Source organism: Roseateles sp. P5_E4 (assembly GCF_054049255.1).
The window spans coordinates 223,838-241,033 of sequence record NZ_JBFUMS010000009.1; the positions used below are offsets into that span (position 1 = coordinate 223,838).

The 17,196-nt window shown below is 67.5% G+C and carries 11 protein-coding genes; 3 read left to right on the forward strand and 8 right to left on the reverse strand.

Features of this window, described 5'->3' with window-relative positions; translation table 11 throughout:
• Window positions 1-17 precede the first annotated feature (17 nt).
• The 5 genes from ACXJLH_RS18835 to ACXJLH_RS18855 form a co-directional block, all read right to left on the reverse strand.
• Window positions 18-713, reverse strand: coding sequence for a SapC family protein (locus ACXJLH_RS18835; protein WP_457445710.1), 696 nt, complete (start codon window positions 711-713; stop codon window positions 18-20).
• 16 nt (window positions 714-729) lie between these two features.
• The gene (locus ACXJLH_RS18840; RefSeq protein WP_457445711.1) at window positions 730-2,292 is read right to left on the reverse strand and encodes a tryptophan halogenase family protein; all 1,563 of its coding nucleotides are present in this window, start codon (window positions 2,290-2,292) and stop codon (window positions 730-732) included.
• A 160-nt stretch (window positions 2,293-2,452) separates the two neighbouring features.
• The gene (locus ACXJLH_RS18845; RefSeq protein ID WP_457445712.1) at window positions 2,453-5,533 is read right to left on the reverse strand and encodes a TonB-dependent receptor; all 3,081 of its coding nucleotides are present in this window, start codon (window positions 5,531-5,533) and stop codon (window positions 2,453-2,455) included.
• Window positions 5,534-6,055: 522 nt separating this feature from the next.
• The gene (locus tag ACXJLH_RS18850; RefSeq protein ID WP_056195288.1) at window positions 6,056-6,745 is read right to left on the reverse strand and encodes a response regulator; all 690 of its coding nucleotides are present in this window, start codon (window positions 6,743-6,745) and stop codon (window positions 6,056-6,058) included.
• Entirely contained in the window at window positions 6,742-8,244 is a 1,503-nt protein-coding gene (locus tag ACXJLH_RS18855) for an ATP-binding protein (protein WP_457445713.1), read from the reverse strand. Before ACXJLH_RS18855 ends, ACXJLH_RS18850 begins: the two co-directional genes overlap by 4 nt.
• A gap of 104 nt (window positions 8,245-8,348) precedes the next feature.
• On the opposite strand from ACXJLH_RS18855, the gene ACXJLH_RS18860 reads away from it, so the two are divergent.
• Window positions 8,349-9,584, forward strand: coding sequence for a cytochrome-c peroxidase (locus ACXJLH_RS18860; RefSeq protein ID WP_457321688.1), 1,236 nt, complete (start codon window positions 8,349-8,351; stop codon window positions 9,582-9,584).
• A gap of 90 nt (window positions 9,585-9,674) precedes the next feature.
• Entirely contained in the window at window positions 9,675-12,473 is a 2,799-nt protein-coding gene (gene ppc / locus ACXJLH_RS18865) for a phosphoenolpyruvate carboxylase (RefSeq protein WP_457445714.1), read from the forward strand.
• Between the two features lie 8 nt (window positions 12,474-12,481).
• Here ppc and ACXJLH_RS18870 read toward each other — a convergent pair whose 3' ends face one another.
• Window positions 12,482-13,552 carry a glycine zipper 2TM domain-containing protein gene (locus ACXJLH_RS18870; protein ID WP_457445715.1) on the reverse strand — a complete coding sequence of 357 codons (1,071 nt, stop codon included), beginning with the start codon at window positions 13,550-13,552 and terminating at the stop codon, window positions 12,482-12,484.
• A gap of 240 nt (window positions 13,553-13,792) precedes the next feature.
• Here ACXJLH_RS18870 and ACXJLH_RS18875 point away from each other — a divergent pair, with 240 nt between their 5' ends.
• A complete protein-coding gene (locus tag ACXJLH_RS18875; protein ID WP_457445716.1) occupies window positions 13,793-14,587 on the forward strand; it encodes an alpha/beta fold hydrolase in 795 nt (264 codons plus the stop codon).
• A 1-nt stretch (window position 14,588) separates the two neighbouring features.
• Here the strand turns inward: ACXJLH_RS18875 and ACXJLH_RS18880 are convergent, their stop codons facing one another.
• Together ACXJLH_RS18880 and ACXJLH_RS18885 are read right to left on the reverse strand one after the other, a co-directional pair.
• Window positions 14,589-15,938 carry a hypothetical protein gene (locus tag ACXJLH_RS18880; RefSeq protein WP_457445717.1) on the reverse strand — a complete coding sequence of 450 codons (1,350 nt, stop codon included), beginning with the start codon at window positions 15,936-15,938 and terminating at the stop codon, window positions 14,589-14,591.
• Window positions 15,939-15,966: 28 nt separating this feature from the next.
• Window positions 15,967-17,163 (reverse strand): hypothetical protein, encoded by a 1,197-nt coding sequence (locus ACXJLH_RS18885; RefSeq protein WP_457445718.1) that lies wholly within the window; start codon window positions 17,161-17,163, stop codon window positions 15,967-15,969.
• Window positions 17,164-17,196 lie beyond the last annotated feature (33 nt).

Below are 17,196 nucleotides of genomic sequence, written 5' to 3' on the forward strand. Positions count from 1 at the left end.
GCGCTCCAACATCCTGCTCAGACCTCCCGTGCGAGGTGGCGCTTGATCAGCTTGGTGAAGTTGGACAGCGACGCGATGGCCATGTAGATAGGCTGCAGGTAGTCGGCCTGGTGCAGCAGGCCCACGGTGCTGCTGTCCAGCGCGGCCAGGCGCTCCTCGTGGATCATGTAGTAGCCCACCAGCTGACCACGCGAGCCGTCCGGGCGCTCGACGTCCAGCACGAAGGACTCCAGCAAGTCATGCTGCACCAGCGTCTGGATGAACTCGGTCGTTGCCTGGAAGCCCTCATGCAGCGTGCGCAGCACGGAGTTCGCGTTCTCGGTGAAGTCGGTCGTACCGCCATGCGGCAGGAACACGGCCTCGCCCTCGGCGCCCAGGCTGACGCGCTTGCTGTCCATGTCGACCATCATGCGCAGCTCGTCATCGGCGATGCCGATGGAGAACGGCAGGCGCTGCACGGACAGCGGCAGGTAGTCGGCCTCCCAGCCCTGCTCGGTCAGGAACAGGTTCTCCCCCTCCTGCAGGCCGAACAGCGCCGCCGGCGCGAAGCCGCCCTTGCCGTCAGGCTGGAAGACGATGGGGTAATGCGCCTGGAGCTTGCGGAACTCGTCCACCGTGACGGGCGCCGACATGATGTCGTCGCCCCATTGCGCGCCACGCTGGGTGATGACGCGCAGGTCCTTGTGCTGGATGTTGTTGAGCAGTTGCGGCATGGATGGGCTCTGGAAATCAAGCGGCCGGCGGCATGCCGTGCTCGCGGATGTGTTGGATGAGATCGCGGTGGCGGGGCAGGCCGCCCAGCAACCGCCGGGTGATTGTCGTCACGTCCTTGAGGCCGGTTTCGGCTTGGGTCCGCTGGTCGGCACGCGGGGCCCGCAGCGCGGGCTTGAAATGCATGCCATAGAGCACGTACTGGTAGCTCGCGGCGGGGAAGACCTCTTCGTTGCGATAGAAGTCGTTGCGCGACGGCGCGCGGTGAGCCCAGAGCTGCAGCAGTTCGCGCAGCGACTCGGGTTGCGTCGCTGCGCTGCGGTGCTCGCGCCAGTAGTCCACGTCGTCGCGGCGGCTCAGCACATAGTGCAGCTTCAGGAAGTCGATGATGCGCGACCAGCGGTAGGCGAAGGCCTCGTTGAAGCGTTTGGCGACGAGGTCCATGTCGGCGCGATTGGCAGGCATCTCGTCGCGGATCATCGCGGCCGACAGTTCGACCAGCGCCAGCGCGGACGCCTCCAGCGGCTCGATGAAGCCGGCAGACAGCCCGACGGCGACGCAGTTGCGATGCCAGAAATGCTCGCGGTAGCCGGGGCTGAAGCTCAGCCGGCGTGGCGTTGCGTCGCCCAGCGACAGCCCGTTGCGCTGCAGATGGCCCAGCAGCGCGCGCTCGGCGGCGGCATCGTCGGTATGGCTGCTTGAAAACACCAAGCCGATGCCGCGCCGCGTGGGCAGGCCGATGTCCCACGTCCAGCCCTCGGCATGGGCTGTGGAGATGGTGGCCGATGCGAGCGGCGCCTTGGCATCGGCATGCGGCACCTGCACGGCCAGTGCGCTGTCGTTGAAGAGGACGCCCTTTTGGCATCGGAGGCCGACGCCGTAGTGCTGGCCCAGCAGCAAACTGGCCATGCCGGAGCAGTCGATGAAGAGATCGCCTTCGAGATCGCCGTGCTCGCGGGTCGCAAGCGCCGCGATGTCGCCGTTCTCGTGCGAACGCACGGCGACGAAGTGATCGACGATGTGGCGAACGCCGAGCACCGTCGTCGCATGACGGCGCAGCAGATGGCCGAGCTTGACAGCGTCGAAGTGGTAGCCGTAGTTGAGGACGCCGGCGAAGTCCGGCGTCGTCGTCTGCTTGGGCGCCAGGCTCGCGTCGCACACATGCGGCTGCGCACCCACGCTTTCGGCAAACGCGTGCTCGCCGCCCGCCTGCAGCCATGCGCCTGCCAGGTCGGCCTCGCCATGGCCGTGAGGCAACGTGAAGGGGTGGTAGTAGCGATCACCGGCACCGCCGTACAGCCAGCCGTCGAAGCAGGAGCCCTGCTTGAAGGCTGCGTCGCATTCGCGGATCAGGTCGACTTCACTGAGGCCGATGCGATGCAGCGTGGCGCGCATCGTCGGCCAGGTGCCCTCGCCCACGCCGATGGAGGGCACGTCGGGGGATTCGATGAGCGTGATCTGCAGCGCGTCGGGGCCGTCACCGCCCAGTTCCGCCGCCAGGGTCGCAGCCGTCAACCAACCGGCCGAGCCTCCCCCCAGCACCACGATACGTCGAACGGCTGTCGTCACCTCGGAACTCATCCCGCAAAGTATGGCCGTGCGGGTGCCGGGCACGCCGCAAAGGCCGAGGAATTCTGAAAGGAAATTTGGCCGAGGTGGGCGTTGCGCGCCCGCCTCGGCCAATCTGGGTCGCCCGGCGAACGGCCCCGAGGGGCGTTTACCGGGCGGCGGTGCTCATCGCTCAGAAGCGATAGCGAGCACCGACCAGGTAACGGCGGCCCGTCTGGATGGCGGAGATGATCTCGTTCTTGCTGCGGCCGTGGGTGCGGATGTAGCCATCGTTCAAGTTCAGCAAGTCGGCCTGCAGGGTCAGGTTCTTGCCAATCTTGTAGCCGATGGACGCGTCCACCTGCCCATAGGCCTCGGTGTACCGCGGGTTGTTGCCGTTGTCGTTACCCAAGAGGAACGAATCGCGCCAGTTGTAGGCGGCACGAATCGACCACTGGTCGTTTTCGTAGAAGCCCACCACGTTGGCGGAATCGCTGACACCCACCAGAGGGGACTGCACATCGGTGCTTGACGCGTCGTTGCGGTACTTCAGGCCACTGCGGACCAGCGTGTAGTTGCCCGAGACGCCGAAGCCACTGGTGCTGAACATGTGCTGGAAGTTGAACTCCAGGCCCTTGATGTTGTCGCCACCGGCATTGGACGGCGTCGTGATGTCGAAGATCAGCGGCTGGGCGCCGGGGACCGTGCCCGCAATGTTGCCCTTCAGGAAGTTCGGGTCACTGGCATCGGTGACCGTGACGCCCGGCTGGCCGTTGTAGTTCTTGAAGATGTAGTTGCGCAGCAGCTTGGGACTGTCAGCAGGAATACCCGACGCCCGGGCAGCGTCGAAATACGTGCCACTGGCAGGCTGGTTCAGGCCGGCGAACGTTTGCTGAACCGTTTTCGTGGTGAAGAAGTCGGATACCTTCTTGTAGAAGGCGCCCGCTGCCACATACGACGACTTGGCGTAGTAGTACTCGGCAGACAGGTCCAAGTTCTTGGACTTCAGCGGCTTCAGTGCCGGGTCACCGGTCGAACCGGCGCCGTGGATGTTGTAGCGGCCCGAGTTCGCGTTCAGAGCGACACCGCCCAGCATGTCGCCGAAGTTCGGGCGACCGATGTTGACACCGTAGCTCGCGCGCACCTTGATATCGGACGTCAGGTCGGCATCCCAGTCGATGCTGGGCAGCCAATAGCTGTACTTGCCGTCCTTGGTACCGAAGGTCGTGGTTGCGCCATCGAGCCTCACCTCGTTTTCCGCATACCAGGTGGTGGCGTTGTAGGAGGTGACTTGTGACGAGGACGTGATCTTCGTCTGCTCATAGCGCAGACCGACCGACAGGTTCATCGGGATGGACGTGTCGAACGAGTGGTCCCACTGACCGTAGGCCGCGGTCGACTTCTCGGTGGTGCGCCAATCGTTTCCGTTGGTGAAGTCGGTATACGGCTTGAAGTAGGCATCTGCCTCCGCCGCGCTCAGCGGATTGCCCGGCGGGAGCGACGTCGGACGATACGACTGCGCGTTCTTGACGGCCTGCGCACGCAGTTGGTCGAAGTTCGGCACGAAGAACGTCGGGAACTGGCGCGCGTCGCTGCTGCCAGGAATCCGGCCGTAGAAGCTGGCGATGTTGTACTGGGCGACGGTCATGTCCTTGAACGAGCCTTGCGGGCCGATGCCACCCCAGTCGCCGTGGAAGTTGTTCGAGCCGGCGGAACGATTCTTCAGCTTGGTGAAACCGAGGCCAGCGAGCAGCTTGTCGTCGGCGCTGAGCTTGTAGGTGCCGCTGGCCTGGACCTGGTCGACGTCCTGGTACGAAATGTTGTTCGTGAACTGAGATCCCGTGACGGTGGTCTTGCTGGAGTCGTACTTCAAGCCGGGCGACTGCATGACCGGGAACTTCTGGTCGTAGTACATCGTCGTGTTGCCCTGGTTGAACATTGCCAGGTCAATGACGTTGGTGTCGCCATAAGGGCTGTCCGGATTGGTCCGGGACGTCGAATGGTGAGCGTCGAGATCGATGTTCAGCTTCTCGCTGACCTTCCATGCCGCATTGAAACCGGTGGAGTTCAGCTTGGTCTTGACCGCCTGCTGGGCAGCGTACATCGCGAAGTCGTGCGTGCCGTCCCAGGTGGCCGTCTGGATGATCGGGTCGTAGACCTGGCCCGTGGCGGTGAAGGTCGTGGGCGGCTGGCCATTCAACGGGCCCGAATACGAGGGGCCGAACCAGGAGGAGTTCTCAATGGCGTTCTGCTTGGTCGCGTTGATGGCAATCGTGTGGTCCAGCGTGAACTTCAGTTCCTTCGTCGGGGCGAACTGCAGAACGGCCTGACCGTTGATGCGCTCGCGCTCCAGATCGGTCACGCGGTAACGCACGTCATTCGTGTGCGTCACATAGCCGCTGGTCGGGAAGTTCTTCAGGTTGCCGGCCGGAACACCGTCATACGCCGTACCGGCGGCACCGTTCGTAATCGGCTGAGTTTGCCAACCGTTGCCAGTGAAGGCGTTGTTGGAGCCCGAGTTGCGCTTCGAGTAGTTGCCGCTGATCGAGATGCCGAGCGTGCGGTCCCCGAAGGACGTGCTGTAGATGCCGGAGATTTCTGGCGTGACCTTCGAGCCCGCAATCTCGCCCGGCAGGCGGCCGATCGACTCGTCATAGTTGGCCTTGATGCCGATGCTGGCGATGGTTTCGCGCACATCCAGCGGGCGGGCCGTCTTGACGTTGATGGTGGCGCCGATACCGCCCGTCGGCGACGAGGCACGAGCGGTCTTGTACACCTCCAGCGCGGAAACTGCGTCGGAGGACAGGTTGGCAAAGTCGAAGGCGCGGCCGGCACCATTGGAGGTCGGCATCTGCCGGCCGTTCAGCAGCACCATGTTGAACTGCGGGCCGACGCCGCGAACAGTGACTTGCGAGCCTTCACCGCTCATGTTCCGGTCGATGGACACGCCGGCGATGCGCTGCATCGACTCGGCCAGGTTGGTGTCCGGGAACTTGCCGATGTCTTCAGCCACGATGCCATCGACCAAGCCGCGCGAATCGCGCTTCAGGGTGACAGCGCTGTCAAGGGACCGGCGAATACCCGTGATGACCACGGTCTCCAGGGAGTTGGCAGCAGCCGACGCCGCAGATGCAGGTGCCGCAGCGCCAGCCTGCTGGGCATGCACGGCCGCGGCACCCGTGAGCAACGCGATCGACGAGGCCCACGCAACGGGCTTGAGCCGGATGGACCGCACGGGACCACGCCGAACTTTGGAAATCTGAGGGTGTTTCATTTGTCTCCTTACTTGCTTTAAGCGGCTGTAGCGCCGATTGATGACGACTCTATGGCCCACTGATGCCAGCACTTGGTAGCGTTACCAGCACTCCTCAAAAAAGAGAGTGCCCGTTGCAGGCGCCTGCGTACTGTACGTTTTGGCCTCCCCATGACTCCTGGGGTTTACGCGAGTTGATCTTGCCGTGTGCGCAATCAACAACACCTGCGAAAGCAGCTCTTTCCGGGGTGGCCGGACAGCGAATCGTGCGCTTGCGCGCAACCATCGGGGATGAGCTTTGGTAGCGATCTCAGCATCCTTGCCAAGAGCACATCGATCTGCGGGTCAATTCAAATAGACAACGCTGTCAACAATATCCCAATGTGGCGGAGGATTCAATTGCGTGCGCAGTCTGGTTTTCCCGGAATGGGGACAGAAAGCCCAAGATGGTTCACTTGGGCACCAGAGGGGTGCCTCTGGTTTCAGTGCAGGTACGGCGCCCGTGATGAGTTGTCCAAAAGCAACGCAGTGGAGAAAGCAGGCTCAGGCCAGGTCCAGCCGGTAGCCCACGCCGTACACCGAAGCGATGCATTCCTGGGCTGGCTCCAGCGCCGCCAGCTTGCGGCGGATGTTCTTGATATGGCTGTCGACAACCCGGTCGGACACGTCGCGGAAGTCCTCGTGGATGAGATCCAGCAGTTGGGACCGTTCGAAAACGCGCCCCGGCTGTTGCAGCAGCTGGCGCAACAGGCGGAACTCCACCGGCGTCAACGACAGCGCCTGCTCCTGCCAGACGATGCGCTGGCCCGCCTCATCCACCGCAAAGCCGCCACCCGCCGGCACCAGTGTGGCCGGCGCCAGCCGTCCCTGGGCGCGGCGCAGCAGGGCCTTCACGCGGGCCACGAGTTCGCGCGGGCTGAAGGGCTTGCAGACGTAGTCGTCCGCGCCCAGTTCCAGGCCAAGCAGCCGGTCCAGTTCCTCGACACGGGCGCTGTTGATGAGGATGGGCACGTCGCTGAACATGCGCACGGCGCGGCAGACCTCCAGGCCGTCCAGCCCGGGCAGCATGACGTCCAGCAGCACCGCCGCCGGCATCGGGCCGGTCTTGAGCCTCTCCAGCGCCTGGCGGCCATCGGCCAGCCATTCGCTGCGGTAGCCGGCGGCCTGCAGATAGTCCCGCACCAGGGCCGCCAGCTTGGGCTCGTCTTCGACGATCAGGATGAGATCGCTCATAGGCCATTTCCCTCGGGTTTGAGCGGCAGTGTCAGCACCATGGCCAGGCCGCCCAGCGTCGAGGCCTCGGCGTGCAGGCGACCACCATGGGCCAGCGCGATGGCACGGGCGATGGCCAAGCCCAGGCCCGAGCCCCCAAAGGCGCGACTGCGCGAGGGGTCGACACGGTAGAGCGGGTCGAACAGGCGGTCCAGCTCGGCCTCCGCCACGCCGGGCGGTGTGTCTTCGATGCGGATCTCGATGGCCGTGCCCAGCGAGCGCGCCGACACTTGCAGCAGGCCGGGAGCCTCGGTGTAGCGCAGGCTGTTCTCAAGCAGATTGGCCAGCAGTTGAGAGACTCGCACCGCATCCCAGCACGCGGCCGGCAGCACCTGCGGCAAGGGCGCCTCAATGACCAGGCCCCGCGCCCTGGCACGCGGCGCGATGCGCTCAAGGGCCGCCTGCAGCAGCGCAACCGGCGCCACGGGCTCGAATTCGCAAGGCAGGGACCGCAGCTCGGAGGTAGCCAGCAGGTGGAAGTCTTCAACCAGGCGGGACAGGCGCTTGATCTCTTCCTGCAGCGAGGTGAGCGCCGCGCTGTCCAGCGGCCGTATGCCGTCCACCAGCGCCTCGACCTCGCCACGCAGCACGGCCAGCGGCGTGCGCAACTCGTGGGACAGCTCGGCGATCCAGCGCTGGCGGCTGCTCTCCAGTCGCTGCAGCGCCTCGGCCATGCCGTTGATGTCCGCGTGCAGGCCTGTGATCTCGCTGGCACCGCCGCCATCGCGGGGCGCGGGCAGGCGCACGTCGAACTCGCCCGCCGCGATCCGCCGTGCCGCAACCTGGGCCTCGGCCAATGGCCGCGCCCAGCGCACGGCGAGCAGCCGTGCCAGCACCAAGGCCACGATGAGGACACCCCCGACCACAACGCCCAAGCCGATGTACTGCCGTCGCAGGAAACTGGCGTCCACCCCCTCGGCCGGCCCGGCACGTTCCGCCAGCCGCAGCACGGCCAGCGTCTGGCCATTGAGCTTGATGGCGCGGGTCTGGCCGGGGCGGCCCAGCGTCTCGCGGCGGCCCGCCAGCGGGGTGATGCCATCGGCAGCCAGCACAACGACGCGTGGGCCGAAATTGGAAGGATCGCGGCGCGGCGGTGGTGGGTCGCGGCGCGGGTCAGGCGGCGGACGGCGGCCCTCGGGATCGCCACGCTCCGGTGGCGGCGGATCGTCGGACCGGCCGCCCGGCGGTGGTCCTTCAGCAGGGCCGCCATGCCCCGTCGACACGCGCACGGTGTCCAGCCAGTCACGCAGCGCCGGGCGCCAGTCCTGCGGCGCCCCGCCGCGCCGGGCCAGGTCTCGCTCGGCGGCTTCCATCAGTCGCGTCAGGTGCTCGCCGTCCTGAGCCTGCAGATAGTCACTGAAGCCGGCGCGCAGATTCCAGACCACTTGACCGGCCACGGCCGCGACGGCCGCCAGCGCGATGGTGATGAGAAGCAGAGACAACTGGTGGACAAGACGCATGCGCGCATCTTGCCGGGCAACTGTGGAGCCGGCCTCCACAGTTTCTCCATGCTGGGCCCACGCTCGGCCGGGAAGCTCGCGGCATGCCAACGAAGGAGACCGCCATGCCCGCCCGCCACATCCTGCTGCCCGCAATGCTGCTCTGCCTGCTCGCTGGCTGCGGCGGCGGCGCTGGCGGCGCCGCTGCCGACGCCAGCGCCGATGCCGCCGCCCAGCGCCCACCCCGCACGCCTTTGCCAGCGCCCGTTCCCGTGCCGACGCTGGCCCAGGTCGGCGACCGGTTGTTCGAGGAGGTCAGCCTCTCCGCCAGCGGCAAGCTGGCTTGCGCCAGCTGCCACGTCGAGGCGCGCGGCCATTCGGATGCAACCGGCAGCTTCCTGCCCCTGGGTGGTACCGACGGCACCCACCAGGGCCTGCGCAGTTCGCCCAGCGCTCGTTACCTCGATCAGGCCGGCGCCTTTGGGTTTGACGCCCAGGGCCGGCCGCGCGGCGGGCTGTTCTGGGATGGCCGCGCCAACAACCGCAGCGAGCAGGCGCGCGGGCCACTGTTCAATGCTGACGAGATGGCCAATGCCGACGTCGCCGCGCTGGCAACCCGGTTGCGCGCCCTGCCCTATTCGGCCGACCTGCGTGCCGCAGCCAATCTGCCGGCCGCCGCGACTGACAACCAGTTGGTCGACGCCGCCGTCACCGCACTCGCCCGCTACCAGGCCGATGACGCCAGGTTCCATCCGTTCACAAGCAAGTTCGACGCGGTCCAGGACGGCCGCACCACCTTCACCGCCCAGGAGCAGCGCGGCCTCAATCTGTTCAACGACCCGCAGCGCGGCAACTGCGCCAGCTGCCATGACAGCCGGCCTGTTCAAATCCAGCCAGGCCTGAACCGCGCCCTGTTCACCAACTTCAGCTATCACGCCCTCGGCGTGCCGCGCAACCAGAGCCAGGCCACCGCCAATCCGGCCTTCTTCGATCTCGGCCTGTGCGCCCGCAGCGACCTCGCTGGCCGCGCCGACCTGTGCGGGATGTTCCGCACGCCGACGCTGCGCAACGTCGCCTTGACGGGACCGTACTTCCACAACGCCCGCTTCGCCGCACTCGAAGACGCCGTCGCCTTCTACGCCACGCGTGACCTCGATCCGGCGCGCTGGTACCCGACCGTCAACGGACAGGCCCTGGTCTACAACGACCTGCCCGCCCTCTACCACGGCAATGTCCAGCAAGGCGCACCCTTCCGGCGCGCCGGCCAGCCGCCGACCCTGACCGCCCAGGACGTGACCGACGTTGTCGCCTTCCTGCGCACGCTCAGCGACGGTTTCGCGACAGCGCCGGCGGCACAGTGAAGGGGTCCGCTCCTGAGAAGAAACTGCTAGAGTCACGGAGAGGTAACTTGGTTACTTCTCCTATAGCAATTCCTTCTCGGACGACCTGCCATGCCCTCACGAGCCGCTCCTGCCCGCCAAGAGATCGACAAAAAGGCCGACAAGAATGAACCGCTGGTGGCCGACATCCGGCTGCTCGGGCGCATCCTCGGCGACGTCATCCGCGAACAGGAGGGGCGCGAGGCCTACGAGCTGGTCGAGCGCATCCGCCAGCTGTCGGTGGCCTATCGCCACAAGCACGACAAGGAAGCCGGCAAGCGCTTCGACAAGCTGCTGAAGAGCCTGTCCGGCGAGCAGGCCGTCAGCGTCATCCGCGCTTTCAGCTATTTCTCGCATCTGGCCAACATCGCCGAGGATCGTCACCACATCCGCCGCCGCGACGTGCACGAGCGAGCCGGCAGCCTGCAGCCCGGCTCGCTGGCCTATTGCCTGGAGCATCTGCACGAGGCCGGCATCCGCCCGACCGAGATCGCCGAGGTGCTCAAGCGCGGCTTCATCTCGCCGGTGCTGACAGCCCATCCGACCGAGGTGCAGCGCAAGAGCATCCTGGACGCCGAGCGCGCCGTGGCCGGCCTGTTGGAAGCTCGCGACCGCGCGGGCACGGAGCGTGAGCTGCGCGACACCGAGGGCCTGCTGCGCGCCCGCATCACCCAACTCTGGCAGACGCGCATGCTGCGCTACTCCAAGCTGACGGTGGCCGACGAGATCGAGAACGCGCTCTCCTACTACCAGTCCACCTTCCTGCGTCAGATTCCCAAGCTCTATGCCGAGCTGGAGGAGCACCTGCCCGGCGAGCAACTGCCCAGCTTCCTGCGCATGGGCAACTGGATCGGCGGCGACCGCGACGGCAACCCCAACGTCGGCGCCGTGACGCTCAAGCGCGCCATGCAGCGCCAGAGTGAGGTGGCGCTGCGCCACTACCTGACCGAGCTGCACGAGTTGGGCGCGGAGCTGTCCATCTCGCTGCACCTGACGGGCGTCTCTGCCGACATGCAGAAGCTCGCCGAGCGCAGCCCCGACCAGAACGTCCATCGCATGGACGAGCCTTACCGCCGTGCGCTGACGGGCATGTATGCCCGCCTGGCCGCCACCCTGCATGCGCTGACCGGCACCGAGGCGCTGCGCCATGCCGTCGCGCCGCAAGACCCCTATCGCACACCCGATGAGCTGCTGGCCGACCTGCGCATCATCGAGGCCTCGCTGAAGAGCCACCATGCCGAAGCGCTGATCGCACCGCGGTTGAGCCCGCTGGTCCGCGCCGTGCAGGTGTTCGGTTTCCACCTCGCCACGCTGGACCTGCGCCAGAGCAGCGACCAGCACGAGCTGGTGCTGGCGGAGTTGCTGGCCACGGCCCGGATCGAGGCCGACTACCCGGCGCTCGATGAAGCCGCCAAGCGCGAACTGCTGCTGAAGCTGCTCAACGACGCCCGCCCGCTGCGCGTCATCGGCGCGAGCTATACCGACAAGACGCTGTTCGAACTCGCCACCTTCGAAGCCGCCCGCGAGGCCCTGGCCCGCTTCGGCCGCGAGGCGCTGCGCCACTACATCATTTCGCACACCGAGTCGGTGTCCGACCTGCTGGAAGTGGCCCTGCTGCTGAAGGAAACCGGCCTGCTGCGCGGCGTGCTGACCGAGTATGCGGTCAGCGACCTCATCATCGTGCCGCTGTTCGAGACCATTGGCGACCTGCGCGTCGCGCCGGACATCATGCGCGAGTTCTACGCCCTGCCCGGCGTGCGCGGCCTGGTGGACCGTTCGAGCGGCGAGCAGGACATCATGCTGGGCTACTCGGACAGCAACAAGGACGGGGGCATGTTCACCTCGTCCTGGGAGCTCTACCGCGCCGAGATCGCGCTGGTCGAGCTGTTCGACGAATTGAAGCGCGTCGGCCCCATCACGCTGCGCCTCTTCCACGGCCGTGGCGGCACCGTCGGCCGCGGCGGCGGCCCGAGCTATCAGGCCATCCTGGCCCAGCCTCCCGGCACCGTGAACGGCCAGATCCGCCTGACCGAGCAGGGCGAGGTCATCGCCTCCAAGTACGCCCACCCGGAGATCGGCCGGCGCAACCTGGAAACGCTGGTGGCCGCCACGCTGGAGGCCACGCTGCTGCATCCGACGCAGAGCGCGCCCAAGGGCTTTTTGCAGGCTGCACAGGCGCTGTCGGACGCGAGCTTCGACGCCTACCGCGGTCTCGTCTACGGCACGCCGGGCTTTGCCGACTACTTCTTCGCCAGCACGCCCATCCGCGAGATCGCCGAGCTGAACATCGGCTCACGCCCGGCCTCACGCAAGGCTACGCGCGCCATCGAAGACCTGCGCGCCATCCCCTGGGGCTTTTCCTGGGGCCAGGCCCGCGTCGCCCTGCCCGGCTGGTGCGGCTTCGGCTCCGGCGTGGAGGCCTTCCTCGGCGAAGAGCCGGCACAGCGCGCCAAGAACCTGGCCCTGCTCAAGCGCATGCTCAAGGGCTGGCCCTTCTTCCGCGCGCTGCTGTCCAACCTCGACATGGTGCTGGCCAAGACCGACCTGGCCCTGGCCGAGCGCTACGTGGAACTGGTGGAGGACAAGAAGCTCGGCAAGCGCATCTTCACGGCCATCCGCGCCGAGTTCGACCTCACGCAAGCGGCGCTGAGCCTCATCACCGGCGACGACAAGCGCCTGGCGGCCAACCCGTCGCTGGCCCGCTCCATCGAACACCGCTTTCCCTACATCGATCCGCTCAACCACCTGCAGGTCGAGCTGATGCGCCGCTACCGCCGCACCCAGGCCGACGACCCGGCCATGGAGCGCGTGCAGCGCGGCATCCATCTGTCCATCAACGGCATTGCGGCGGGGCTGCGCAACACCGGTTGAAGCGCACGCTAGCGCTGGTAGGCCGCCAGCGTGTCGCCAACGACGCGCACCGTGTCGCCCACGCGGAAAGACGGCGGGTCGGCATAGACGACCGTGCGCTGCTGGCCGTCGTTCGTGCGCACCACCACTTCGTACTGCGTGCGCTCGCTGTTGCGCTTCTGGATCTCGCGGCCCAGCAGCGCGCCACCCACCGCACCGGCCACGCCAGCGGCCGTGCGGCCATCGCCCTTGCCGAACTGGCTGCCCACCACCGCGCCCAGCACGCCGCCGGCCACCGTGCCGAGCACGCGGCCCTCGCCGTCGACCTGCACGGCATTCACGGCCTGCACGGTCGCGCAGTCATAGCAGGCCTCGGCGCGGCGCGGCGGCAGGTTCACACTGGCATACGCATTGGGCACGCTGCTGCGCACGCTGCGGTCCCCCAGGCGCAACTGGGCCGTCAAAGGCCGCTCGGTATCCACCCAGGCGCCGCGCGGCAGCACATAGGTGCCGGCATATTCGCCGGGGCGAACTTCCTCAAGGACGATGTTGCGTGTCTCGCTGCCCTGGAGCAGCACGGAGGCCTGGCCACCTGGTGTGCCACGCAAGGTATAGCGCAGCGCCTCAGCGCGGCCACGGCCGCGTTCGCGCACAACATCCATGGACTGGATCTCCGGCCGCAGGGCCGTCTCGCCCGGCACCGGCCAGCCCGCCTGCAGCGCTTCGCCCAGCAGCGCCGTCGTGACACGGTTGTCACGGCGCAGATTGGCATGCACCCGCGAATCCGGCCCGATGCGGTCCGAGCGGCCAATGATGTAGCTGCCCTGATAGCGGCCCGCGCTGGTCTCGTCCAGGCGCACCGTGCGCCGGCTGCCGTCGATCTGCAGCAGCACGTTTGCCCCCGGCGTGCCCCAGACCGTGAAGTTCAGCTCGGCGCCCGGCTCGAGGCGGTCGACCTGTTCGACGTCGAAGCCCGTCACGCGCAGCATCGCCACCTGGCTGCTGCGCTGCTGCGCCTGGGCTGGCTCGGCCAGGAAGGGCGTGCTGGCCACCAGCGCACAGGCCAGGGCCGTTGCCGAGAAATGCTTGGCGTGCTTCATTGCGCGCTCCTGTTGATTGGGGAGCCCCAGCCTAGGCGCCACCGCAGTGCAGCAAACATCGGCCTGCTGCCTGCTCACGGGTAGGCCCATACCTACAGCCCCTTCCATGCGACTGGGTTCGTGATCCCCTGCGCCGCCCGCCGGCGCGGCGGCCTGAAACGAATGAAACAAACGCCCGGCCCTGCGCAGCCTGCTTGAAACACGGGCACCGGAGGATGCCGCCACACACCGGAGATCGCCATGACCGAGCCCCACGCCACCCCCGTCGTCTGCCTGCACTCCAGCGCCGCCAGCGGCAAGCAATGGCGCCGCCTCGTTGCCCAGAGTGGTGACGCCTGGCAGTGGCACACGCCCGATCTCTACGGCCATGGCGGCCGGCCCGACTGGCCGGAGCTGATGCCCAGCCAGTTGTCCGTCGAAGCCAACGGCGTGCTGGCCGGCTTGCCGTTCGCAACCAACCAGGGCTTTCATCTCGTCGGCCACAGCTATGGAGGTGCCGTCGCCCTGCAGATGGCCCTGCAGCAGCCGCAGCGCGTGCTGTCGCTGACCTTGTACGAACCCGTGGCCTTCGGCGTGCTGCCAGCCCTGGGTCCGAATGAGCCGGAGTGGGAGGAAATCAGCGGGATCGCTGCCACGCTGAGTGCCGCACTCGACCGCAGCGACGATTTCGGCGCCGCGCGCGGTTTCTGCGCCTATTGGCAAGGTCGCGACGTCTGGCCCGAGATGGACATCGCCGCACAGCTGCGTATCGCCGAAGCCATGCCGACGGTGCGCCGCCATTTCGAGGCCCTGTTCGCCGCGCAATGGAGCGACAGCCTGCTGGACCTGCTGCGCATGCCGGTGCAACTGATCTGCGGCGGCGCCACCCGCGCCAGCGCCCGCCGCGTGGCGCAGAGCCTGTCAGTGCGCCTGCCGCTGGTGAAGCTGCAGATGCTGGAAGGCGCCGGCCACATGGCGCCGATTGCCGAGGCGGGGCGGGTCAATGCGCTGATCCTGGAGAGCCTGGGGGCGATGCAGCGGGTACCAGCAGGTTGACTCAATCCTTGCTGGCAGAGGCTGGCTGGCGCGGCGACAGCGGGTCCAGGGCGCTGCGCCCGGCCGCCTGACGCCAGCGCCCGGCCAGTTCGGCCTCATTGGCGCCAGCCTGGCGCATCTCCATCCGCGCGCGCTCCCAGTCGCGCTGGGCTGCCGCTTCCTGCTGCATCTGCCTCAGCACCGGCTGCAACTGGCACGGCGGCGACGGCGCCTGCATGTCGGGGATGAGGCGATTCATCACGCGCTCCATGGCGCCCTTGCCCCATTCGCTGACCGCTTCGTATTCGCGCGCCCGCGGCTCCCATTGCGGCCGCAGGCCAGGACGGCCGGGCAACGCCGCGCGCGCCAGGGCGATGGCCAGGCCGCGGTCGAGCTGGTCGCCCTGCTGCCACAGCATGCTGGCGACGGTCGCACAGCGGTCCGCCACAACGGAATCGGCCGGCCCGGACCGACAGTGTTCGAGAAGTGGCCGCAGGTTCTGAATGGGCCAGGCCGCAGCGATGCCATTGATCAGGTCGATCTCGGCCTGACCCATCAAACCCGGCGCCTCGCTCTGAGGCAGCCCAAGCAGCAGGGAAAAGGCCTCCTGCTGGTAGCTGCGCGAATAACGCGTCTCGCTCGCCGCGCGCTCCAGTACATAAGCCTGCTGAGCTCGGCCCGCGCCGCTCGGAACGTTCAGCAGCGCCAGCCAGGCCTGCAGATTGGCAGGCTCCAGCCGCGACCACTGTGACGCCTCGACGTTGGCGCAACCGCCCGCAGCACAGGGTCGCAACAGGGCCAGGGCCGTCACCATCGGATCGGTGGAACTGCGGGCACGCTGCTGAAGGCGAGCTCGCGCTTCGTCCTCCGTGCTCAGGTAGTCGGCCAGCGCCTGCGAGCGCGGATCACCCCGTTGCAGTGCCTGGATCCAATGTTGCAGAACCTGGGCGCTGGCCTGCGCCAACAGGCCGCTGCTCACAGACTCGTTCAGCGAGGCCATGGCATCTGCAGCGCCAATGCCTGAAGCGGCCTTTTCGTACAAGGCCTTTCCCAGTCGCAGTTGCTCGGCCGCGCCAAAGCCGCACCAGTCGGCTTTCATGCGCTGGGCCAGCGCAAGGTTGTCATCGGGCACGAGCGCTGCCGAAGCACGTGGCGCGTCGATCGGCCGCGGCAAGGCGTGGGACGCCGGCGGGGCCATGACGCGCGCCAGGATGGTCGCGCCAGCACTCGACGCTGCGACGACCGGAGCACTTTCCTGAGCCATCGAACCGCCAAGATCTCGTGGCCAACCCCGTTTCACGGCCCACAGCGCCAGCAGGGCCGCCACTCCGGCCGCCACGATCCCAACCCAGCGATGCGTCCGTGCAGTCATGCCGTCAACATAGGCAAGGCCGGCCGCCTCAGGGTGGCGCGGATGCCGGCCTGTCCTTCATCACCGTGCGGGCATAGGCCAGCTCGCCCTGGCGAGCCAGCAGGGCGAGCTGTCGCCCCATGCGGCTGAGGCCGCCACAGTTGGGCTCTTTCAACCACCGCATCGAATCTGCCGCCATCGCCTCAAGGACCCGGTTGCCCTCATCGCGCTGCAGAGCCTTGGCGCTGTGCACCAGGCCGACGCGCTCCTCCAGCCTGTACAGCAGGCTGGCTTCGATGAGCTCCGTCGTCATCTCGGGCAGGCGTCGCACGGCTTGCTCGCAAAGCTGGCGCCTGTTGGCATCACCGAGCGTTTCGGGGCGGCAGGCGCGCGAGATCTCGAAGTGCGGGCTTTGCATGATGCCCATGTCTTTCCCAAGCACCATCATCAGAGCCATGGCCTCCTCCGGCGTCGGCTCGGCCGCCGCGACTTCGGCCATGGCGATGGATAGCGGCCTGAATGGCGGGGCCGTGCGGGCACGCTGGGCGAATTGATAGAGGGCCTGGGAAACACCCGCTGCGTCGCCACGCTGCTGGCTGTCCTGCATGCGGGCTTGCCAGGGCCAGGCGTCGCCAGGGTTGAGCAGCTCCAGCCTTTCCAGGGTCAGTGCGGCACAGGCCGTCGGCAGAGGACCGGGGGCCTGCGGTTCTGTCAGGAACACGCCACTGGGATTCGACGCCGGCGGTAAAGGCGGCCTGGCGGCAGCAACTCGGCGGGCTGCATCGTTGCGGCAGGCACTCAGTGCCAGGCGATAGGCTGCCGCGTCGGTGGTCGTGGCCGCGAGCGCGGCGGCCGCCTGCACGTCGTCACGCAGCACGGCGGCGGAGATACGCTGCCCCGGGCTACCCGCCTCCAAACGCCTGAGCAGGCTGGCCCTGCCCTCCTCGGCCTGCCGCTCCCAGACCTGCGCCCAAGGCGGCGGCTCCTCGCTCTTGCCATCCATGTCGGCACGCTTCACCCGGCCGAAGCCGCAGACCTCGACGAATTCCTTCGACTCGGCGCCCGCCGGCCCGCTGGCCTGTGGCTGCACCACGGAGGCCGCGATGGACCGCGCGGCCGCAGTCGCCAGCGCTGGCACCGGCGTCGAGCTGGCCGCGACCGATGGCGCGGCGACTGGCGCCGCCGAGCTGGGCTGCGGTGGCCGCCACACCCGCCACCCGGCCAGGCCGCCGGCAGTCGCCAGCATCAGCAGGCCCAACGCCAGCCACCTCCTGCCTCG